We start from the raw sequence: 20,574 nt of genomic DNA on the forward strand, positions 1-20,574 counted from the left end.
CACGAGACGCTCCCCACGCCTCGCGCCCCACGGCCCGCGCCGCACCGCCGACACTCCACGGTCGGCGGCAAAAGCGTTAGCCATGAAATTCGCCGGGATGAGATCCTGGACCGCGTATGTCTACGCACCCCGCCCCCGCCCTCGGCGCCCTCGCCCCCCGCCTGACCGAGCTCTCCCTGCGCGACGCGCACCGGCTCGGGCGCAGGCTCGAAGGCGCGCGCAAGATCCGCAAGCCGGAGGCGCGGGCCGCCGTGCTCGCCGAGATCGAGGCGGAGGTCGGCAGGGCCGAGGAGCGCATGGCCGGCCGCCGTGCCCTCGTGCCCGAGGTCACCTACCCCGAGCAGCTGCCGGTCAGCCAGAAGAAGGACGCGATCGCCGAGGCCATTCGCGACCACCAGGTCGTGATCGTCGCCGGTGAGACCGGCTCCGGCAAGACGACGCAGATCCCCAAGATCTGTCTCGAACTGGGGCGCGGCGTGCGCGGCATGATCGGGCACACGCAGCCGCGCAGGATCGCGGCCCGCACCGTCGCCGAGCGCGTCGCCGAGGAGCTGGACACCCCGCTCGGTGAGGCCGTCGGCTGGAAGGTCCGCTTCACCGATCAGGTCGACCCGGACGCCACCTTCGTCAAGCTCATGACCGACGGCATCCTGCTCGCCGAGATCCAGACCGACCGCGAGCTGCGCGCCTACGACACGATCATCATCGACGAGGCCCACGAGCGGTCCCTCAACATCGACTTCCTGCTGGGCTACCTCGCCCAGCTGCTGCCCAAGCGCCCCGACCTCAAGGTCGTCATCACCTCTGCCACGATCGACCCCGAGCGCTTCTCGCGGCATTTCGGCGACGCCCCGATCATCGAGGTCAGCGGCCGTACGTACCCGGTGGAGGTCCGCTACCGGCCGCTGCTGGAGGAGGACGGCGACGACGCCGACCGCGATCAGATCACGGCGATCACCGATGCCGTGGAGGAGCTCCAGAAGGAGGGCAAGGGCGACATCCTCGTCTTCCTCTCCGGTGAGCGGGAGATCCGGGACACGGCCGACGCGCTCACGAAGAAGCAGTACAGATTCACCGAGATCCTGCCCCTCTACGCCCGGCTCTCCCACGCCGAGCAGCACCGCGTCTTCCAGCCGCACACCGGTCGCAGGATCGTTCTGGCCACGAACGTCGCAGAGACCTCGCTGACCGTCCCGGGCATCAAGTACGTCATCGACCCCGGCTTCGCGCGGATCTCCCGCTACAGCCATCGCACCAAGGTCCAGCGGCTGCCCATCGAGCCGGTCTCGCAGGCCAGCGCCAACCAGCGCAAGGGCCGCTGCGGCCGTACGTCCGACGGCATCTGCATCCGCCTGTACAGCGAGGACGACTTCAACGCCCGGCCGGAGTTCACGGACGCGGAGATCCTCCGCACCAACCTCGCCTCCGTCATCCTGCAGATGACCGCCGCCGGCCTCGGCGACATCGAGAAGTTCCCCTTCATCGACCCGCCGGACCACCGCAACATCCGCGACGGTGTCCAGCTGCTCCAGGAGCTGAACGCCCTCGACCCGGCGCAGAAGGACCCCCGCAAGAGGCTGACGGACACCGGCCGCAAACTGGCCCAGCTGCCCGTCGACCCGCGGCTCGCCCGGATGGTCCTGGAGGCCGACAGGAACGGCTGTGTGCGCGAGGTGATGGTCATAGCCGCCGCGCTGTCCATCCAGGACCCGCGTGAGCGCCCCGCCGACAAGCAGACCCAGGCCGATCAGCAGCACGCCCGCTTCAAGGACGAGACCAGCGACTTCCTCGCCTACCTCAACCTCTGGCGTTACCTCCGCGAGCAGCAGAAGGAACGCGGGTCGTCCTCGTTCCGCCGGATGTGCAAGCAGGAGTACCTCAACTTCCTTCGCATCCGCGAATGGCAGGACATCTACTCGCAGTTGCGCACGGTCGCGAAGCAGATGGGCATCCATCTCAACGAGGACGACGCCCCGGCCGACCGCATCCATCTCTCCCTCCTCGCCGGCCTCCTGTCGCACATCGGCATGAAGGACGTGAAGGAGGGCGCGAAGAACGAGTATCTGGGCGCGCGCAACGCCAAGTTCGCGGTCTTCCCGGGTTCGGCCCTCTTCAAGAAGCCCCCGCGTTTCGTGATGTCCGCCGAGCTCGTCGAGACCTCCCGCCTCTGGGCCCGCGTCAACGCGAAGATCGAGCCCGAGTGGGTCGAGCCCCTCGCCGCGCACCTCGTCAAACGCACCTACAGCGAACCGCACTGGGAGAAGGACCAGGCCGCGGTGATGGCGTACGAGAAGGTCACGCTCTACGGCGTGCCGATCGTCGCCCAGCGGAAGGTCAACTACGGGCGGGTCGACCCCGAGATCAGCCGTGAGCTGTTCATCCGGAACGCACTGGTCGAAGGCGACTGGCGCACGCACCACAAGTTCTTCTCGGACAACCGCCGCCTCCTCACCGAGGTCGAGGAGCTGGAGCACCGCGCCCGGCGCCGGGACATCCTGGTCGACGACGAGACCCTGTACGACTTCTACGACCAGCGGATCCCCGAACACGTCGTCTCCGGAGCCCACTTCGACTCCTGGTGGAAGCGCAAGCGGCACGAGCAGCCCGACTTCCTCGACTTCGAGCGCGAGATGCTCATCAACGAGAAGGCGGGCGAGGTCACCAAGGCCGACTACCCCGACTCGTGGCGCCAGCGGAACCTGAAGTTCCGGGTGACGTACCAGTTCGAGCCGGGGGCGGACGCCGACGGCGTGACCGTGCACATCCCCCTCCAGGTCCTCAACCAGGTCACGGACGAGGGCTTCGACTGGCAGATCCCGGGCCTGCGCGAGGAACTGGTGACGGAGCTGATCCGGTCCCTGCCCAAGCCGATCCGGCGCAACTACGTCCCCGCGCCCAACTTCGCGAAGGCGTTCCTGGACCGGGCCGTCCCTCTCCAGGAACCCCTCACCGCGACCATGACCCGCGAGCTGCGGCTCATGGTCGGTGTGCCCTTCGAGGCGGACGACTTCGACCTGTCCAAGGTCCCCGACCACCTGAAGATCACGTTCCGGATCGTTGACGAGCGGCGCCGCAAACTGGCCGAGGACAAGGACCTGGAGGCGCTGAAGCTGAAGCTGCGCCCGAAGGCCCGCAAGGCCCTCTCCCAGGCCGCCGCGGCGACCGCGGAGCGCTCCGGTGGCGAGTCCCTGGAGCGCTCGGGCCTGACCGACTGGACGATCGGCACACTCACCCGCGTCTTCGAGACCCGCCGGGCCGGTCAGCCGGTGAAGGCGTACCCGGCCCTGGTCGACGACGGCGACACGGTCTCCGTGCGCCTCTTCGACACGGAGGTGGAGCAGGCGCAGGCCATGTGGAAGGGCACCCGTCGGCTGATCCTGCGCAACATCCCGGTCAACCCGGCGAAGTTCGCGTCCGAGAAGCTGACGAACGCGCAGAAGCTGGCCCTGTCCGCCAACCCGCACGGCTCGATCCAGGGCCTGTTCGACGACTGCGCGATGGCCGCCGCCGACAAGCTCATCGGGGATTTCGGCGGCCCGGCGTGGGACGAGGAGTCGTACCGCAAGCTGTACGACAAGGTGCGCGCCGAGATCGTCGACACGACGGTGCGTACGGTGGGGCAGGTGCAGCAGGTCCTGGCCGCCTGGCAGGCCTGTGAGCGCCGCCTGAAGGCCGTACGCAGCCCCGCGCTGCTGCCGAATCTCCAGGACGTGCGGGGTCAGCTGGACGCCCTGGTGAAGCCCGGCTTCGTGACGGAGGCGGGCCTGCGCCGGATGCCGGACCTGATGCGCTATCTGGTGGCCGCCGACCGGCGTCTGCAGCAGATGCCGACGAACGTGCAACGGGACACCACGCGGATGCAGAAGGTCCACGAGATGCGGGACGAGTACGCCTGGCTGCTGGAGCAGCTGCCGCAGGGCCGGCCCGTCCCGTCCTCGGTGCTGGACATCCGCTGGATGATCGAGGAGCTCCGGGTCAGCTATTTCGCCCACGCGCTGGGCACGGCGTACCCCGTCTCCGACAAGCGGATCGTGAAGGCGATCGACGCGGCCGTGCCGTAACGGGAACAGCACGCAGGGTGAGTTCGACCAGGGGCCCACCCTCCTGTACAGTCTCTTCTCGCAGCGCAACGCACGAATGGCGCCGCGAAACCTGGTCCTGTGGAGCAGTTTGGAGTGCTCGCCACCCTGTCAAGGTGGAGGCCGCGGGTTCAAATCCCGTCAGGACCGCAGCGAAAGAGCCCGGATCTTCGGATCCGGGCTCTTCGCATTGCTCCCGGGTCTTCATGGCCCGCTCTCACCCGCGTCCCGGTCCACGGATCCCCGGCTCTTTCATGTGCCTGGCCTCAGCATCCGTCTCCGGTGCGATACACGCCGTCTTGACGGTCCCTCAATCCCTCGGTACCCCAGAACCAGGGCCGTTCTCCCTACGGCCTCCGGAGGTGGCGTATGGCGGCAGTGGCCAGGCACGAGACGCGGGCTCTGCTCCGCGCGCACCTGTCGGCCGCGTCGTCGTACCGGCACCTCACACGGCACTGCCCGATATGCCATCGCCTGCTGCGGCTGGCGATGGAGTCCGCACCGCGTGCCACCGGGACCGCGGCCCCGCCTCAGGAGGACGAGAGCCCGGCGCCGGCATGACCCACCTGCGGCCCCAACACCCGTGCCTACGCGGGCTGCTGGCAAGAGCGGCTTCTCTACCGCACCCCGGGCGGAGCTAACAAGCCGCTTGGTATGTGACGGGTGTCACCGCATGAGTTTCGGGAAGTGCGGTACTTACGCCCCACCTACAAAGGGTCAATTTAATATGTGCAATTGCACCCTGTCCGGGGTCTCACCCCCAGGGGATCCGACACCCCTCCCCAGGCTCCTACAAGGCCGCGCACAGCAGCCTCGGCAGACCCACCGCGGGCGCACAAAAAAGATCGCGCTGGACCCGGCGGAGTCCAGCGCGATCGACGACGCACCCTGTTGTATGCCTGGAGAGCTCTGAGTGGCTTGGGCGTGGGGCCTGTTGGGGCAGGACCCGCGTCGCTTGGAGCTGCGGTTCCGGGCGCCGCGGCCAGTGGGGGCCGACCGGTTTGCCCGGTTATTCAGTTGTTCAGGCCTCGCTGCGCTGCTGCGGGATACCCGCGAGCAGAGCGCGGACCTCAGCCTCGCGGTAACGCCGATGCCCGCCGAGCGTGCGGATCGACGTGAGCTTGCCGGCCTTCGCCCACCGCGTGACCGTCTTCGGGTCCACACGGAACATGGTGGCGACCTCAGCCGGGGTCAGCAGCGGCTCGGCATCAGGGGTGCGAGCGGTCATGAGCGGCCTCCTCGGGAGAACCGAACCTTCTCGGTTCTTTCCTCTAAATTCTGCACCTTGACCCGCGTTGCCCGAAATGGCGGACGCGAGTCGAGTCGGTTATAGGACGAACGGCTTGTCCTCGGCACTACAACTACACCATCTGTCCAGCCGCGTCGGCCAAACCGATGGAATTGCCCCTCCAGGTGTTCATCAGCGACGGAAGCCGATGGACCATGCCATAGCGGACAGTCACACCGCTGTGACGATCAGTCACAGGGTGATCAGGAAGTCACCAGACCCCCCCAAAGCGTGCAATGCTGAGATTCCGCCCATAGTGCAGCACCATAGGACGGAAGGAGCCCTCCCCGGACTCCTTGTCCTATTTTGGCATGAGGAGGGGCAAGGGACGCAAGAGCCTCGTACGTGTACTCCGTCACGCTTGGCCTACTTGAGAGATCTGCCCGGATCGGGTCCTACGTCCCTTGTTGACGAAGCCTCAGGAAGAACACGGCCCGCTTCAGGAACTCGGTGCGAGGACGAAACCCCAAATCGGGCGGTTCGTCAAACGTCAGTTCGTGACCGAATGCGAGCGGTGTGTACGGACATCAAGGTCAGGGGTCAGTTGGCCGACCGCAGATCCCGTACGGAACGCCAGCGCTCCACGAGCCGGGCGTACGCCTTCCCCGCGGCCTCCCCGTCGCCCCTGCGCAGCGCGGCGATCCCCTCGGCCACGTCCGCGGCCGAATGATCGTCCTCCAGCGCCCCGGCGGGCACCGCGTGCACCAGGCCGCCGTAGTCCAGTTCCACGAGCGAACGCGGGTGGAACTCCTCCAGCCAGCGTCCGACGTCCGTCAGCCCGTCGATCAGCGGCCCTTCGTCCATGGCCTCCCGCAGGGCACGCAGGCCCCGGGCCACCCGCCGGCGGGCCTGGACCATGGGGGTGCGGTAGCGCAGCACGGGCGGGCTGTCGGCCGACGCCCCCTTGTCGTACTCGCGCTCATCGTCGGAGACCAGCACGAACCAGTTGATCGGCACCTGCCAGGTGGCCGTACGGATCCACGGCCGGGCGTCCGGGTTGATCGCCAGCCAGCGCTCGTAGTCCTGGGCCGCCTGGCGCCGCAGGACGGGCGGCAGGACCGTGTCCATGACCGGCCGGGGCAACTCCTCGGACAGCTCCTCCAGGGCCAGCCAGCCGCGCAGCCGGGTGCGCCAGGGGCAGACGCAGACCACGCCGTCGACCTCCAGCACGAAGGCGTCCTCGCTCTCGTGCACCGGCACCGGGACCGGCGGGGTGGGCGCCAAGTCGGTCAGGGCACGGCGGAGTTCGTCCTGGTACGAGGGGCGGTCCGTGCGACGGGCGTAGCGGGCCCACTGGCTGCGCTCCGGCTCGGGGAAGGCGGCCAGCGGTTCGTACACGCGCAGATAGGTCGCGTAGGGGACGATCACCGAGGTCACCTTGGGCACGCCTGCTCCCTCCCCCGCGCTCCGCCGCGAAAACCTGCCGGACCCGCTCACGATCGCGCGGGAAATCTATGCAAATCGTCGCACGGGTGTACTCCGGTCGGAGGGGATCCTGTGCACGGTGCGGCCGGCGGGGCCACCAGGCTCTAATCTCATGCTCAACAGTCCCCGCCACCCGTACGGGGCCTGCTCTCCACCCGCCGCAACTTACTCAGGAGTCACCACAGTGACCGACGTAACCGGCGCACCTGCTGATGTACTGCACACCCTGTTCCACTCGGACCAGGGCGGACATGAGCAAGTCGTGCTCTGCCAGGACCGCGCGAGCGGCCTCAAGGCCGTCATCGCCCTCCACTCCACCGCCCTGGGCCCCGCGCTCGGCGGTACGCGCTTCTACCCGTACGCGACCGAGGCCGAAGCCGTCGCCGACGCGCTGAACCTCGCCCGCGGGATGTCGTACAAGAACGCCATGGCCGGTCTGGACCACGGCGGCGGCAAGGCCGTGATCATCGGCGACCCGGACACGGTCAAGAGCGAGGAGCTGCTCCTCGCCTACGGCCGGTTCGTCGCGTCGCTGGGCGGCCGCTACGTGACCGCCTGCGACGTCGGCACGTACGTCGCCGACATGGACGTGGTGGCCCGCGAGTGCCGCTGGACGACCGGCCGCTCCCCCGAGAACGGCGGCGCCGGGGACTCCTCCGTCCTCACCGCCTACGGCGTCTACCAGGGCATGCGCGCCTCCGCACAGCACGTGTGGGGGGACCCCTCGCTGCGGGGCAAGCGCGTCGGCATCGCCGGTGTGGGCAAGGTCGGCCACCACCTGGTCGAGCACCTGCGGGCGGAGGGCGCCGAGGTCGTCATCACCGATGTGCGCGAGGAGGCCGTGGGCCGGATCCTCGCGGCGCACCCGACGGGCGTGACGGCCGTCGCCGACACCGCGACCCTGATCCGCGCCGAGGGCCTCGACATCTACGCCCCCTGCGCGCTCGGCGGGGCCCTGAACGACGACACCGTGCCGGCGCTCACCGCCAAGGTGGTCTGCGGCGCCGCCAACAACCAGCTCGCCCACCCGGGCGTGGAGAAGGACCTCGCCGACCGCGGGATCCTCTACGCGCCGGACTACGTGGTGAACGCGGGCGGGGTCATCCAGGTCGCCGACGAGCTGCACGGCTTCGACTTCGACCGGTGCAAGGCGAAGGCGTCGAAGATCTTCGACACCACGCTGGCCATATTCGCACGTGCGAAGGAGGACGGCATTCCGCCGGCCGCGGCGGCCGACCGGATCGCCGAGCAGCGGATGCACGACGCGGCCCTGGCCCGCCGGGCCCGGTGATCCCGGGCCGGCCCCGGCGTCTCGCACGTTTGACCGGTACCCGTCGGTGGGCAGTTAGAGAGAACTCTCACTTCTACCGGCGGGTCGACCGTCGATAAGTGGTTAAAATCGCGGTTGACCAGCGAGGACGGGGCGCCTCGAAGGTCCTGGGCGCGGGCACGTCATGCGGGCGACGTACCGTATGGGCGCGGGCTCAGGTACCGTGGAAGCCCTACGGACACGGTCTCTCTGCGGAGAGTCCGTGCCGGACCATGAACGCGTGTCAAGACTCTGGGGCCGTCGAGCCCCGTCGTTGAGGGGGTCGAGCCATGGGGCGCGGCCGGGCCAAGGCCAAGCAGACGAAGGTCGCCCGCCAGCTGAAGTACAACAGCGGTGGGACTGACCTCTCACGCCTGGCCGAGGAGCTGGGTGCATCGCCTTCGAATCCGCAGCCGCCTAACGGCGAGCCGTTCGAAGACGATGAGGACGACGACCTGTACGCACGGTACGCCGACCTCTACGAGGACGACGACGACGAGGACGGCCAGTCTTCGCAGCATCGTCGCGGCGCTTGACCCTGCACTGACGCACTCACCCGGTCGGTGGCCGAAGGTCACCGACCGGGTTCTGTGCTGCCCGCAGGGTCATGAACCCGTGGCTCAGCTCGCGTAGTCACCGATCAGGGCGGCACCGGTGGTGTGCTCGCCCCGGTCCGTGATCTCTCCGGCCACCCAGGCGTCCACGCCGCGGTCGGCGAGGGTGGCGAGGGCCACCTCCACGGACTCCTGGGGCACGATCGCGATCATGCCGACGCCCATGTTCAGGGTCTTCTCGAGCTCCAGGCGTTCGACGCTGCCGGTGCGGCCGACGAGGTCGAAGATCGGGGCCGGGGTCCAGGTGGAGCGGTCCACGATCGCGTGCAGCTCGTCCGGGATGACCCGGGCGAGGTTCGCCGCGAGTCCGCCGCCGGTGATGTGGCTGAAGGCGTGCACCTCGGTGGTGCGCATCAGGGCCAGGCAGTCCAGCGAGTAGATCTTCGTCGGCTCCAGCAGCTCCTCGCCGAGGGTGCGGCCGAGCTCCTCCACGTGCGCGTCCAGGGCCAGACCGGCCTGGTTGAGCAGGACATGGCGGACGAGCGAGTACCCGTTCGAGTGAAGCCCGGAGGACGCCATGGCGATCACCGCGTCGCCCGTCCGGATGCGATCGGCGCCGAGCAGCCGGTCGGCCTCCACGACGCCCGTACCGGCACCGGCGACGTCGAAGTCGTCCTCGCCCAGCAGGCCCGGGTGCTCGGCCGTCTCGCCGCCGACCAGGGCGCAGCCGGCCAGCACACAGCCTTCGGCGATGCCCTTGACGATGGCGGCGACCCGCTCGGGGTGGACCTTGCCGACGCAGATGTAGTCGGTCATGAACAGCGGCTCGGCGCCGCAGACCACGATGTCGTCCATGACCATGGCGACCAGGTCGTGGCCGATGGAGTCGTAGACGCCCAGCTGGCGGGCGATGTCGACCTTGGTGCCGACGCCGTCCGTGGCGGATGCGAGCAGGGGCCGCTCGTAGTTCTTCAGGGCGGAGGCGTCGAAGAGACCGGCGAAGCCGCCGAGGCCGCCGAGGACCTCGGGGCGCTGGGCCTTCTTCACCCACTCCTTCATCAGTTCGACGGCGCGGTCGCCCGCTTCGATGTCGACGCCCGCGGCTGCGTAGCTGGCACCAGTTGTGTCAGGCATGACGATGAAACCTTCGTGTCGTACGGCAGGTGTTACGGGCCGTCTACGGACGGCGGATCGCGTCGGCGGCGGCCGTGGCGGCCGGGCCGGCGGCCAGCTCCGTTTCCAGCAGCTGCTTGCCGAGCAGCTCGGGGTCCGGGAGCTCCATCGGGTACTCGCCGTCGAAGCAGGCGCGGCACAGGTTCGGCTTGGCGATGGTGGTCGCCTCGATCATGCCGTCGATGGAGATGTAGGCCAGGGAGTCGGCGCCCAGGGACGTGCCGATCTCGTCGATCGTCATGCCGTTGGCGATGAGCTCGGCGCGGGTCGCGAAGTCGATGCCGAAGAAGCAGGGCCACTTCACGGGCGGCGAGGAGATCCGGATGTGGACCTCGGCGGCGCCCGCCTCGCGCAGCATGCGGACCAGGGCCCGCTGGGTGTTGCCGCGCACGATCGAGTCGTCGACGACGACCAGGCGCTTGCCCTTGATGACTTCCTTCAGCGGGTTCAGCTTCAGACGGATGCCCAGCTGGCGGATGGTCTGCGAGGGCTGGATGAAGGTGCGCCCGACGTAGGCGTTCTTCACCAGGCCGTTGCCGAAGGGGATGCCGGAGGCCTCCGCATAGCCGATGGCGGCGGGGGTGCCGGACTCCGGCGTCGCTATCACCAGGTCGGCCTCGACCGGGGCCTCCTTCGCCAGCTTGCGGCCCATCTCCACGCGGGAGAGGTAGACGTTCCGGCCGGCGATGTCGGTGTCGGGGCGGGCCAGGTACACGTACTCGAAGACACAGCCCTTGGGCTTCGCGTCCGCGAATCGGGAGGTCCTGAGGCCGTTCTCGTCGATGGCGACGAACTCGCCCGGCTCGATCTCGCGGACGTAGCTGGCGCCGCAGATGTCGAGGGCGGCGGACTCGGAGGCGACGACCCAGCCGCGCTCCAGCCGGCCGAGGACCAGCGGGCGGATGCCCTGCGGGTCGCGGGCCGCGTACAGGGTGTGCTCGTCCATGAAGACGAGCGAGAAGGCGCCTCTGACCTGCGGGAGGACCGTGTGTGCGGCCTCCTCGATGGTCAGCGGCTTGCCGTCCTCGTCGACCTGGGCCGCGAGGAGCGCGGTGAGCAGGTCGGTGTCGTTGGTCGCCGCGACGCGCGGGGTGCGGCCGCCTTCCTGCTTGGGAAGGTCGGCGACCATCTCGGCGAGCTGGGCCGTGTTGACGAGATTGCCGTTGTGGCCGAGCGCGATGGATCCGTGTCCGGTCGCGCGGAAGGTCGGCTGGGCGTTCTCCCAGACGGAGGCACCGGTGGTCGAATAGCGGGCGTGTCCGACCGCGATGTGACCCTGGAGCGAACCGAGGGAGGTCTCGTCGAAGACCTGGGAAACCAGGCCCATGTCCTTGAAGACGAGGATCTGTGAGCCGTTGCTGACCGCGATTCCCGCGGATTCCTGGCCTCGATGCTGGAGGGCGTAGAGCCCGAAGTACGTGAGCTTGGCGACCTCTTCGCCCGGAGCCCAGACACCGAAGACGCCACAAGCGTCCTGGGGGCCCTTCTCACCGGGGAGCAGGTCGTGGTTGAGTCGTCCGTCACCACGTGGCACGCCACCGAGTGTAGGCGAGGTCGACCACTGGTCCGAATTGGGGATACCGGACTTTCCGGTGGATCACCGCTCGGCGACCGCTCGCACACTCGTACCGTTTTCGCTGGTCAGCGTGAGAGTTTGGTGATCGACTGCGTACGTCAGCCTTCCGTCGAAAAGACGCAGCAGCTTCTTCTCGTCGTCCATGAGTGAGTCTTCGCACATCATTCGGGTCGTGGCGGGAGGGCCGAGGGTGATATTGCCGTCGCTGACCGTGGCCTCGGCGTTCACCTTGTTGCAGCCGAGGCTGCCGGTGACGGTGCCCTTCTTCTCGTCGAAGGTGAGGTGGGCCCGGCCGTCCGCGTCCGGGGTCGTGACGGTCCACTTGGTGCCGGCCAGCGGGGCGTCCTTCGCCTCGCTCAGGCGGACGGTGTCGCCCCGTTCGGTGGTGAGGGTGAGACGGTCGTCGTCCACCGTCGCCGTCAGCTCCTGGCCGGAGAGGGCGCGCGCGAGGGTCGTCTCGAACTCCATGGGCTTGTTCTCGCAGGCCATCTCGGTGGCCCTGGTCTTGCCGAGCCGGACGCGGTCGCCGTCGACGGTGGCCTCGGCGCTGAAGTTGTTGCAGCCGAGGCTGCCCTCGGCGCGGCCCTTGTCGATGGTCACGTGGGCACCGGTGGGGGCCTTCTGCGTCCTGCCGTCCGCGGTGACGCTGTCCACGCTCCACCGCACGCCGGTGACCGGCTTGCCGGCGCCGACCGAGCCGCTGCCGCCGTCCGCCTTCTCGCTGCCGCAGGCCGCCATGAGCGGGACGAGCATGGCGGCGGCCGTCAGGGTGATGCGCTGCTTCTGCCTGTCCATGCCACTTCGACGGGGGACCCGGGGGGATCGGTTCCCCTTAGCGCAGCAGGGGCAGGCAGCCCGACAGGTCGGCCCGCTCCCCGCTGGCGCTGACCTTGGCGTCCTGGAGTGCCGACGCCCATGTGACCCGTCCGGTCGCCAGTCGGATCCAGGTCAGCGGGTCCGTCTCCACGACGTTGGGCGGGGTCCCCCGGGTGTGCCGCGGTCCCTCCAGGCACTGCACCACCGCGTACGGCGGCACCCGCACCTCCGTCGATCCGCCGGGCGCCTTCGCGGCGAGCGCGTCGGCCAGGAGCCGGGTGCAGGCCGCGAGGGCCTGACGGTCGTAGGGGATGCCCAGGCCGGGGACGGCGGCGTTGAGGTCGTCGGTGTGGACGACGAGTTCGACGGTGCGCGTGACGAGGTAGTCGGCCAGGGTCAGGGCGCCGGCGCTGGTGGCGAGGAGCCGGGTGCCGGGGTGGGCGTCGAGGCCGGCGGTGAAGCGCTCCTCGGTGGCCGCGAGGTGGGCGGGCAGATCCGGGTGGGCCGCCGCCAGTTCGCGGGCGTGGGCGGCGATGTCCGGTGCGTCGGCCGCGATCGCGGAGGGCCAGTCGAGGAGTGTGCCGTCCTGTTTGGCCGGTTCCGGCAGTCCGGTCAGCCGGGACACCGCCCCGAGGCTCATCCCGACATGGGCCGTCAGGTCCCGTACGGTCCAGTCGCCCAGCCGGGTGGGCAGGGCGAACTGCTCGGGGGTGAGGCCGGCGACGGCGTCCCGTACGTGCCCGAACTGTGCGAGCACCGCCGCGCGGATCTTGACGGGGTCGTAGCTGCGGGTGCGCTTCTTGGCCGGTGGCATGGGCGTCAGCCTAGGTGCGGGCGGTGACAGGCGGAGCCGCCTCGAAGACCTCCCCGTTCCGGGGTACCCCGATGCCCCGCCAGGTGAAGGGGACGCCCCGGGCCGCGTCCGGGTCGGGGCCGTCCATCAGCTGGAAGTGCAGGTGCGGCTCGGAGGAGTTGCCGGAGTTCCCGCAGCGGGCGACGACCTGCCCGGCCCGCACCCGGTCGCCCTCGCGGACGGTGAGGGAATCGCGCCGGAGATGGGCGTAGGCGGCGTAGGTGCCGTCGCCGAGGTCGAGGACGAGGTGGTTGCCGAGGAGGCGGTGGACCCCCGACATCTCGCGTATCGAGCCCTCGACGAGCATCAGGTACAGCAGGCCCGGCAGGGAGGTGCGGCTGAGGTGATCGCGCTGCCCGTCGGCGACCCGTACGACCGTGGCGTCGGCGACCGCGAGGACGGGGGCGCCGAACGCCGGGAAGTCCCGGGGCCGGCGGGCGAGCGGCCGGAACCAGCCGAAGGACGGGCGGGCGCCCGGCTCGGGCTCGGCGAGGACGTCGATGGCGTACGTCTGCCCGTGGGCGTGCACACCGTGGCTCGGGGTGCGGTCGGCCGGACTGTTCAGCGCGGACCAGCGCCCGGTGACGGGCACGGCGACCTCGAGGGGCTCACGGGCGACGCCGGGGTCGTCCGGTGTACCGCCCCAGCGGTTGGTGACGGTGACCACGACGTAGGCCAGGACCAGGGGCAGGAAGTCCCACCACACCGCGTAGTCCCAGCCGGTCAGGACATGGACGATCACCATGCCGACGAAGGTCAGGTGAAGCCCTCGGAAGACCGTCGTGCCGAGCTTGCGTGCGGACATGTCCGTCCCCCTCGTTCCGTCGCTGTCACGGGCGGGTGGTCGCCAGGGCCACCAGCAGCGGTACGACCCGGGCCGGTGGCACCTCGTGGCGGCCGCGGCCGGTCGTGTGGAGCCAGCCCGTGGCGATGAGCTGGCGCAGGTGGTGGTAGATCTGGCCGGTCGTGCCGACCTCGTCCATCTCGGCGAGTTCGGCGGCGGTGCGCCGGCCGCCGAGGATCTCGCGCAGCAGCCGGAGACGGACCGGGTGGCCGAGGGCCGCGAACGACTCGGCGCCCGTCGTCCAGTCGCCCTCCAGCAGGTCCTCCGTGAGGACGGTCATCTGCCAGGAGTACTCCTCTCCCGTCGGCAGGCCCACGGAGCCCGTGTAGAGGACACCGCCGTCGGCCGCTTCCGCCTCGGACAGCTGCTCCTGCAACCCGTTCAGCGCCCAGAAGTCGCCCCCGACGACGCGCGGGCCGGTGCTTCGGGTGCCCTCAAGGGCCGCCAGACGGCGTTCGAGCTCTGCGACGCGTTGTTCCAGGTCCACGTCTCAGAGATTACGGAACTACGTAATTACGCACAAGGGTGAGGGCGCAACCTCCGTCCGGACACGGCGAAGCCCCCGCCCGGTGGACCGGGCGGGGGCTTGCCTGCGGTTGCCTACTTCAGCAGGGCCGGGATCGTGCCCTCGTGTGCCTCACGCAGCTCGGACAGGGGCAGGGCGAACTCGCCCTGTACGTCCACGGTGTCGCCGTCGACGACGCCGATGCGGGTGGCCGGCAGGCCCCGCGCACCGCACATGTCGTTGAAGCGGACCTCTTCCGAGCGCGGTACGGCCACGACCGCGCGGCCCGCCGACTCGGAGAAGAGGAAGGTGAAGGCGTCCAGACCGTCCGGGACGATCAGACGGGCGCCCTTCTCCCCGAGCAGGGCCGACTCGACGACCGCCTGGATCAGGCCGCCGTCGGACAGGTCGTGCGCGGAGTCGATCATGCCGTCGCGGGACGCGGAGATCAGGATCTCGGCCAGCAGCCGCTCCCGCTCCAGGTCGACCTTGGGCGGCAGACCGCCGAGGTGGTCGTGGACGACCTGCGACCAGGCCGAGCCGCCGAACTCCTCACGCGTGTCGCCCAGGAGGTAGAGCAGCTGGCCCTCCTCCTGGAAGGCGACCGGGGTGCGGCGGGCCACGTCGTCGATGACGCCCAGGACCGCGACGACCGGGGTCGGATGGATGGCCGCCTCGCCCGTCTGGTTGTAGAGGGAGACGTTGCCGCCCGTGACCGGCGTGCCGAGCTGCAGGCAGGCGTCCGCCAGACCGCGCACGGCCTCCGCGAACTGCCACATCACCGCCGGGTCCTCGGGCGAGCCGAAGTTCAGGCAGTCGGAGACGGCGAGCGGCTTGGCACCGGTGGTGGCGACGTTGCGGTACGCCTCCGCCAGGGCCAGCTGGGCGCCGTGGTACGGGTCGAGCTTGGCGTACCGGCCGTTGCCGTCCGTGGCGATGGCCACGCCGAGGCCGGTCTCCTCGTCGATCCGGATCATGCCGGAGTCCTCGGGCTGGGCGAGGACGGTGTTGCCCTGCACGAAGTGGTCGTACTGGCTGGTGATCCAGGACTTGGAGGCCTGGTTCGGGGAGGCGACCAGCTTCAGGACCTGGTCCCTCAGCTCCTCGGAGGTCACCGGGCGCGGCAGCTTGTTCGCGTCGTCCGCCTGGAGGGTGTCCTGCCAGTCGGGGCGGGCGTACGGGCGCTCGTAGACCGGGCCCTCGTGCGCGACCGTGCGCGGGTCGACGTCGACGATCTTGCCGCCGTGCCAGTAGATCTCCAGGCGGTCGCCGTCGGTCACCTCACCGATGACGGTGGCGATGACGTCCCACTTCTCGCAGATCTCCAGGAAGCGGTCGACCTTCTCGGGCTCGACGACCGCGCACATGCGCTCCTGCGACTCGCTCATGAGGATCTCCTCTGGCGAGAGCGTGGAGTCGCGCAGCGGGACGTCGTCCAGGGTGACGCGCATGCCGCCGGAGCCGTTGGAGGCCAGCTCGCTCGTGGCGCAGGACAGACCCGCGGCGCCGAGGTCCTGGATGCCGACGACCAGCTTCTCGGCGAAGGCCTCCAGGGTGCACTCGATGAGGAGCTTCTCCTGGAAGGGGTCGCCGACCTGCACGGCCGGGCGCTTCGAGGGCTTGGCGTCGTCGAAGGTCTCGGAGGCCAGGATCGAGGCGCCGCCGATGCCGTCGCCGCCGGTGCGGGCCCCGTACAGAATGACCTTGTTGCCCGCGCCGGACGCCTTGGCGAGGTGGATGTCCTCGTGTCGCATGACGCCGATGGCACCGGCGTTCACCAGCGGGTTGCCCTGGTAGCAGGCGTCGAAGACGACCTCGCCGCCGATGTTGGGCAGGCCCAGGCAGTTGCCGTAGCCGCCGATGCCCGCGACGACACCCGGCAGCACGCGCTTGGTGTCGGGGTGGTCGGCCGCGCCGAAACGCAGCGGGTCGACGACCGCGACCGGGCGGGCGCCCATCGCGATGATGTCGCGGACGATGCCGCCGACGCCGGTGGCCGCGCCCTGGTAGGGCTCGACGTACGACGGGTGGTTGTGCGACTCGACCTTGAAGGTGACCGCGTAGCCCTGGCCGACGTCGACGACACCGGCGTTCTCACCGATGCCGACGAGCATCGCGTCGGACTCGGGGGCCTTCTCACCGAACTGGCGCAGGTGGACCTTGCTGCTCTTGTACGAGCAGTGCTCCGACCACATCACCGAGTACATGGCGAGCTCGGCCCCGGTGGGCCGGCGGCCGAGGATCTCCACGACCCGCTCGTACTCGTCCTTCTTCAGGCCCAGTTCGGCCCAGGGCAGCTCGACGTCGGGGGTCGCGGCCGCGTGCTCGACCGTGTCCAGAGGCGTCCGGCTCATGCGTTGACCAGCTTCTTGAGGATCGAGGTGAAGAACGGGAGGCCGTCGGTGCGGCCGGTGCCGATCAGCGGCTCGACGGCGTGCTCGGGGTGCGGCATGAGGCCGACCACGTTGCCGGCCTCGTTGGTGACGCCGGCGATGTCGCGCTGCGAGCCGTTGGGGTTGAAGTCGAGGTACCGGAAGGCCACCCGGCCCTCGGCCTCCAGCTTGTCGAGCGTGTACGCGTCGGCGACGTACTGCCCGTCGTTGTTCTTCAGCGGGATGTGGATCTCCTGGCCGGCCGAGTAGTCGGTGGTCCAGGCGGTCCGGGCGTTCTCCACCCGCAGCTTCTGGTCGCGGCAGATGAAGTGCAGGTGGTCGTTGCGCAGCATCGTGCCGGGCAGCAGGTGGGCCTCGGTGAGGATCTGGAAGCCGTTGCAGATGCCGAGCACCGGCAGACCGGCCTTCGCCTGCTCCAGCAGGGGCTCCATCACCGGCGAGAAGCGGGCGATGGCCCCGGCGCGCAGATAGTCGCCGTAGGAGAAACCACCGCACAGCACCACGGCGTCGACCTGCTTGAGGTCCTTGTCCTTGTGCCACAGGGCGACCGGCTCGGCGCCCGCGACGCGGATCGCGCGCCGGGTGTCACGGTCGTCCAGGCTGCCGGGAAAAGTGACGACGCCAATACGAGCGGTCACTTCGCGGCCTCCGCGACTTCCTCGACCCGGATCGTGAAGTCCTCGATCACGGTGTTCGCGAGGAAGGACTCCGCAAGATCATGAATGCGGGCGAGGGCGGCCTCGTCGACCGGCCCGTCAACTTCCAGTTCGAAACGCTTTCCCTGGCGGACGTCCGAGATCCCGTCGAAACCCAGCCGCGGCAGTGCGCGCTGCACCGCCTGGCCCTGGGGGTCGAGGATCTCCGGCTTGAGCATGACGTCGACTACGACGCGTGCCACTGGCACTCCCGGTGTGTGGTGCTGAGCAGGTTCCTTCAGACTACCCGCACAAAATTTCTACGCGCGTTGACTTGTAGGAAACTACGTGACCGTCATCACGATCCCGCATCGACGGACCCACACACGAAATTTTCGGGAAAGATTCCGGATCGACACCCGGCACCTATTGCCTTCTGACACGCGGAAGGATTTAGTCGGGCTTCACAATGTATTGCCAGGCACTGTACAAATGAATTGGCAAAGTGCCGCATGAAGGGACCGATATTCGTGGCGCAGAAGGTCGTGGTCACTCTCTTTGACGACATCGACGGCTCGGAAGCGGCGGAAACGATCGCCTTCGGACTGGACGGCAAGTCGTACGAGATCGACCTGAGCGAAGGCAACGCCGGAGAGCTGCGGAAGGCACTCGAGCCCTACGTGGAGGCCGGCCGCAAGCGGTCCCGCTCGGGCAAGGCGTACCGGCAGACGGAGGTCGCCCCCGACCCGTCGGCCGTGCGCGCCTGGGCGCAGGCCAACAAGATGGAGGTCCCCGCACGCGGGCGCATCCCCAAGAAGGTCTACGAGGCGTTCACCGCGGCCCAGTGACGCCCCGTCGGGCCCGGACCGGTGCCGGTCACCCGCCCCTCGCGGCAGCCGACTTGCGCAGCACCCCTGCTGATCAGCTAGAGTCTGGAGCACGCCGAGGGGCGAGGCCGAAAGGCCCAGCTCACGGAAACATGCGGGTGTAGTTCAGTAGTAGAACATCCCCCTTCCAGGGGGAAGGCGCAGTGTGCGATTCCTGTCACCCGCTCTGCATCGCCGTACCGGCCACCACGGTGGATCAGGTAGGCTGGTGCCCGCACCGGTCAGTGAAAGCTGATCGGGAGCAAATGCGGACGTAGCTCAGTTGGTAGAGCGCAACCTTGCCAAGGTTGAGGTCGCGAGTTCGAACCTCGTCGTCCGCTCGGGAAAGAAGCCCCGGTCCATCAGGACCGGGGCTTCTTCGTGCGCGCTCCCCGCCTCTGACATTTGTCATGCCGAGTGATGACAGCGCGCACTGCCTCCGGTCCCGCCCGGCCGGGACGCTTGACGCATGGAAACCAGCGGACACGAACACGTGATTGAGGTCACCGACCTGCGACGTGTGTACGGGGGCGGGTTCGAGGCGGTACGCGGAATCAGTTTTTCCGTCCGGCGCGGGGAGATCTTCGCGCTGCTCGGCACCAACGGCGCGGGCAAGACCTCGACCGTCGAACTCCTGGAGGGACTCGCGCAGCCCGCCGGCGGACTGGTACGGGTCCTCGGACACGACCCCTACGCCGACCGGGCCGCCGTGCGGCCCCGCACCGGCGTGATGCTCCAGGAAGGCGGCTTCCCCTCCGAGCTCACCGTCGCCGAGACCGCCCGGATGTGGGCGGGATGCGTGAGCGGGGCCCGGCCGCCGGCGGAGGTATTGGCGCTGGTCGGCCTGGAATCCAAGGCCGGCACGCGGGTCAAACAGCTGTCCGGCGGCCAGCGGCGCCGCCTCGACCTGGCGCTCGCCCTGCTCGGCGACCCCGAGGTGCTCTTCCTCGACGAGCCGTCCACCGGGCTGGACGCCGAAGGCCGCAGGGCCACCTGGGAGTTGGTGAGCGCGCTGCGCGACGGCGGGACGACCGTGCTGCTGACCACGCACTACCTGGAAGAGGCCGAGATCCTCGCCGACCGGCTCGCGATCATGCACGAGGGCCGGATCGCGACCACCGGTACCCCGGCCGAGGTGACGGCCGCCGAGCCGTCCCGGATCTCCTTCGAACTGCCCGACGGCTACTTCGTCGGCGACCTCCCGCCGCTCGGCGAACTGGGCGTCACCGGCCACGAGACCGACGGCCGGATCGTCCGGCTGCGCACCCATGAACTGCAGCGGTCGGCGACCGGCCTGCTGATGTGGGCCGCGCAGGCCGGGGTCGAGCTGCGCCGCCTGGACGTGCGCTCGGCCTCGTTGGAGGAGGCGTTCCTCAACATCGCCAAGAGCGTCTCCGCGGAGCGGGCCGACGGCGTGACGACGAAGGAGTACGCGGCATGAGCGCCATCCGCACGACGCCCCGCCCGGCAGCGGCGGCGACGACCCCGTTGAGCCGGATGACCGCACTCGCCCGCGCCGAACTGACGCTCCTGGGGCGGACCCGGGGCGCGCTCGTCGCCGCGTTGTTCGTACCGCTGGTGATGCCGGTCAGCGTGCGGTCGGCGGCGGAGGAGATGGACCTCGCCGGGGCGGGGCTGAGCACCGGCACGCTGGTGCTGCCCGCCGCGGTCGGCTTCTCCCTGCTGTTCGCCGTCTACTCGGTGCTCGTCGGCGTGTTCGTCGTCCGGCGTGAGGAGCTCGTCCTCAAGCGGCTGCGCACCGGCGAGCTGACGGACGTCGAGATCCTGGCCGGTTCCTCACTGCCGGCCGCCCTCACCGGGCTGGCCCAGTGCCTGCTGCTGACGGCGGGCTGCGTCGCACTGCTGGACCTGTCCGCGCCGTCGGCACCCCATCTGGTGGTGCTCGGCCTGCTGTTGGGGCTCGTGATGTGCTCCGCGCTCGCCGCGGCCACCGCGAGTTTCACCCGGACCGGCGAGAGCGCCCAGGCCACGCCCATGCCGCTGCTGCTGGTCTCGATGATCGGCTCCGGCATGTTCTGGCCGCTGGAGCTCATGCCGGAACGCCTGGCGTCCGTCTGCGAGCTGCTGCCCCTGACGCCGGTCGTCACACTGGTGCGCGGGGGCTGGACCGGAGACCTTTCCGCGTACGAGGCACTGGGCGCGCTCGCGACCGCCGTGGCCTGGATCCTCATCGCGGTGTTTGCTGTACGGCGGTGGTTCCGCTGGGAACCGCGCCGCTGACCGAGGGGGAGTGACGG

General features: G+C 69.5%; 18 protein-coding genes and 3 tRNA genes. 10 read left to right on the forward strand and 11 right to left on the reverse strand.

The window, feature by feature from the left end; all coding sequences use genetic code 11:
* The first annotated feature begins 116 nt into the window (after positions 1-116).
* From hrpA to ACIQU3_RS09470, 3 genes are all read left to right on the forward strand, one after another.
* Positions 117-4,061, forward strand: a complete 3,945-nt coding sequence (hrpA, locus tag ACIQU3_RS09460; protein ID WP_403742918.1) for an ATP-dependent RNA helicase HrpA — start codon at positions 117-119, stop codon at positions 4,059-4,061.
* 93 nt (positions 4,062-4,154) lie between these two features.
* Positions 4,155-4,229, forward strand: a tRNA-Asp gene (locus ACIQU3_RS09465).
* Between the two features lie 219 nt (positions 4,230-4,448).
* Positions 4,449-4,640 carry a DUF6274 family protein gene (locus ACIQU3_RS09470; RefSeq protein WP_403742915.1) on the forward strand — a complete coding sequence of 64 codons (192 nt, stop codon included), beginning with the start codon at positions 4,449-4,451 and terminating at the stop codon, positions 4,638-4,640.
* 460 nt (positions 4,641-5,100) lie between these two features.
* Here ACIQU3_RS09470 and bldC read toward each other — a convergent pair whose 3' ends face one another.
* Both bldC and ACIQU3_RS09480 read right to left on the reverse strand, forming a co-directional pair.
* On the reverse strand, positions 5,101-5,307 hold the full coding sequence (bldC, locus tag ACIQU3_RS09475; RefSeq protein WP_003949541.1) for a developmental transcriptional regulator BldC: 207 nt from the start codon (positions 5,305-5,307) through the stop codon (positions 5,101-5,103).
* 600 nt (positions 5,308-5,907) lie between these two features.
* Positions 5,908-6,753: a hypothetical protein gene (locus tag ACIQU3_RS09480; RefSeq protein ID WP_403742912.1), complete on the reverse strand. Its 846-nt coding sequence runs from the start codon at positions 6,751-6,753 to the stop codon at positions 5,908-5,910.
* A gap of 223 nt (positions 6,754-6,976) precedes the next feature.
* Here ACIQU3_RS09480 and ACIQU3_RS09485 point away from each other — a divergent pair, with 223 nt between their 5' ends.
* Both ACIQU3_RS09485 and ACIQU3_RS09490 read left to right on the forward strand, forming a co-directional pair.
* Positions 6,977-8,083, forward strand: coding sequence for a Leu/Phe/Val dehydrogenase (locus ACIQU3_RS09485; RefSeq protein ID WP_403742909.1), 1,107 nt, complete (start codon positions 6,977-6,979; stop codon positions 8,081-8,083).
* A gap of 308 nt (positions 8,084-8,391) precedes the next feature.
* A complete protein-coding gene (locus ACIQU3_RS09490) occupies positions 8,392-8,637 on the forward strand; it encodes a DUF3073 domain-containing protein (RefSeq protein ID WP_053669978.1) in 246 nt (81 codons plus the stop codon).
* A gap of 84 nt (positions 8,638-8,721) precedes the next feature.
* Here the strand turns inward: ACIQU3_RS09490 and purM are convergent, their stop codons facing one another.
* The 9 genes from purM to purS form a co-directional block, all read right to left on the reverse strand.
* Positions 8,722-9,789: a phosphoribosylformylglycinamidine cyclo-ligase gene (gene purM, locus ACIQU3_RS09495; RefSeq protein WP_403742905.1), complete on the reverse strand. Its 1,068-nt coding sequence runs from the start codon at positions 9,787-9,789 to the stop codon at positions 8,722-8,724.
* A gap of 43 nt (positions 9,790-9,832) precedes the next feature.
* Entirely contained in the window at positions 9,833-11,362 is a 1,530-nt protein-coding gene (purF, locus tag ACIQU3_RS09500) for an amidophosphoribosyltransferase (protein WP_361122548.1), read from the reverse strand.
* A gap of 63 nt (positions 11,363-11,425) precedes the next feature.
* Positions 11,426-12,199, reverse strand: coding sequence for an META domain-containing protein (locus tag ACIQU3_RS09505; protein ID WP_403742900.1), 774 nt, complete (start codon positions 12,197-12,199; stop codon positions 11,426-11,428).
* Between the two features lie 37 nt (positions 12,200-12,236).
* The gene (locus tag ACIQU3_RS09510; RefSeq protein WP_403742897.1) at positions 12,237-13,034 is read right to left on the reverse strand and encodes a sterol carrier family protein; all 798 of its coding nucleotides are present in this window, start codon (positions 13,032-13,034) and stop codon (positions 12,237-12,239) included.
* Positions 13,035-13,044: 10 nt separating this feature from the next.
* Positions 13,045-13,878, reverse strand: coding sequence for a M23 family metallopeptidase (locus ACIQU3_RS09515; protein ID WP_403742893.1), 834 nt, complete (start codon positions 13,876-13,878; stop codon positions 13,045-13,047).
* 25 nt (positions 13,879-13,903) lie between these two features.
* Positions 13,904-14,404 carry an ArsR/SmtB family transcription factor gene (locus ACIQU3_RS09520; protein WP_403924219.1) on the reverse strand — a complete coding sequence of 167 codons (501 nt, stop codon included), beginning with the start codon at positions 14,402-14,404 and terminating at the stop codon, positions 13,904-13,906.
* A gap of 113 nt (positions 14,405-14,517) precedes the next feature.
* On the reverse strand, positions 14,518-16,776 hold the full coding sequence (gene purL, locus ACIQU3_RS09525; RefSeq protein WP_403742885.1) for a phosphoribosylformylglycinamidine synthase subunit PurL: 2,259 nt from the start codon (positions 16,774-16,776) through the stop codon (positions 14,518-14,520).
* Positions 16,773-17,453 carry a phosphoribosylformylglycinamidine synthase subunit PurQ gene (gene purQ / locus ACIQU3_RS09530; RefSeq protein WP_403742882.1) on the reverse strand — a complete coding sequence of 227 codons (681 nt, stop codon included), beginning with the start codon at positions 17,451-17,453 and terminating at the stop codon, positions 16,773-16,775. The genes purL and purQ overlap by 4 nt, the downstream gene beginning before the upstream one ends.
* Positions 17,450-17,713, reverse strand: a complete 264-nt coding sequence (gene purS / locus ACIQU3_RS09535; RefSeq protein WP_031137820.1) for a phosphoribosylformylglycinamidine synthase subunit PurS — start codon at positions 17,711-17,713, stop codon at positions 17,450-17,452. The genes purQ and purS overlap by 4 nt, the downstream gene beginning before the upstream one ends.
* A 267-nt stretch (positions 17,714-17,980) precedes the next feature.
* On the opposite strand from purS, the gene ACIQU3_RS09540 reads away from it, so the two are divergent.
* The 5 genes from ACIQU3_RS09540 to ACIQU3_RS09560 all read left to right on the forward strand — a co-directional run bounded on the left by ACIQU3_RS09540 (position 17,981) and on the right by ACIQU3_RS09560 (position 20,557).
* A complete protein-coding gene (locus ACIQU3_RS09540; RefSeq protein ID WP_403743018.1) occupies positions 17,981-18,298 on the forward strand; it encodes an Lsr2 family protein in 318 nt (105 codons plus the stop codon).
* Between the two features lie 133 nt (positions 18,299-18,431).
* Positions 18,432-18,503, forward strand: a tRNA-Gly gene (locus ACIQU3_RS09545).
* 81 nt (positions 18,504-18,584) lie between these two features.
* Positions 18,585-18,657: transfer RNA gene (locus tag ACIQU3_RS09550), tRNA-Gly, on the forward strand.
* 128 nt (positions 18,658-18,785) lie between these two features.
* Complete coding sequence (locus ACIQU3_RS09555; protein WP_403742878.1) at positions 18,786-19,757, forward strand: ABC transporter ATP-binding protein; 972 nt, start codon at positions 18,786-18,788, stop codon at positions 19,755-19,757.
* Positions 19,754-20,557, forward strand: coding sequence for an ABC transporter permease (locus ACIQU3_RS09560; RefSeq protein ID WP_403742873.1), 804 nt, complete (start codon positions 19,754-19,756; stop codon positions 20,555-20,557). Before ACIQU3_RS09555 ends, ACIQU3_RS09560 begins: the two co-directional genes overlap by 4 nt.
* The last annotated feature ends 17 nt before the right edge of the window (positions 20,558-20,574 follow it).

The sequence above is a fragment of the Streptomyces sp. NPDC101110 genome (genome assembly GCF_044759525.1).
Classification (GTDB): domain Bacteria; phylum Actinomycetota; class Actinomycetes; order Streptomycetales; family Streptomycetaceae; genus Streptomyces.

Bases quoted from the DNA above. Each gene is read 5' to 3' on its own strand.
- ACIQU3_RS09560 (WP_403742873.1), top strand. From the start codon at position 19,754: ATGAGCGCCATCCGCACGACGCCCCGCCCGGCAGCGGCGGCGACGACC.
- bldC (WP_003949541.1), bottom strand. From the start codon at position 5,307: ATGACCGCTCGCACCCCTGATGCCGAGCCGCTGCTGACCCCGGCTGAG.
- hrpA (WP_403742918.1), top strand. From the start codon at position 117: ATGTCTACGCACCCCGCCCCCGCCCTCGGCGCCCTCGCCCCCCGCCTG.
- ACIQU3_RS09515 (WP_403742893.1), bottom strand. From the start codon at position 13,878: ATGTCCGCACGCAAGCTCGGCACGACGGTCTTCCGAGGGCTTCACCTG.
- ACIQU3_RS09555 (WP_403742878.1), top strand. From the start codon at position 18,786: ATGGAAACCAGCGGACACGAACACGTGATTGAGGTCACCGACCTGCGA.
- ACIQU3_RS09470 (WP_403742915.1), top strand. From the start codon at position 4,449: ATGGCGGCAGTGGCCAGGCACGAGACGCGGGCTCTGCTCCGCGCGCAC.
- purL (WP_403742885.1), bottom strand. From the start codon at position 16,776: ATGAGCCGGACGCCTCTGGACACGGTCGAGCACGCGGCCGCGACCCCC.
- ACIQU3_RS09510 (WP_403742897.1), bottom strand. From the start codon at position 13,034: ATGCCACCGGCCAAGAAGCGCACCCGCAGCTACGACCCCGTCAAGATC.
- ACIQU3_RS09505 (WP_403742900.1), bottom strand. From the start codon at position 12,199: ATGGACAGGCAGAAGCAGCGCATCACCCTGACGGCCGCCGCCATGCTC.
- ACIQU3_RS09490 (WP_053669978.1), top strand. From the start codon at position 8,392: ATGGGGCGCGGCCGGGCCAAGGCCAAGCAGACGAAGGTCGCCCGCCAG.
- purM (WP_403742905.1), bottom strand. From the start codon at position 9,789: ATGCCTGACACAACTGGTGCCAGCTACGCAGCCGCGGGCGTCGACATC.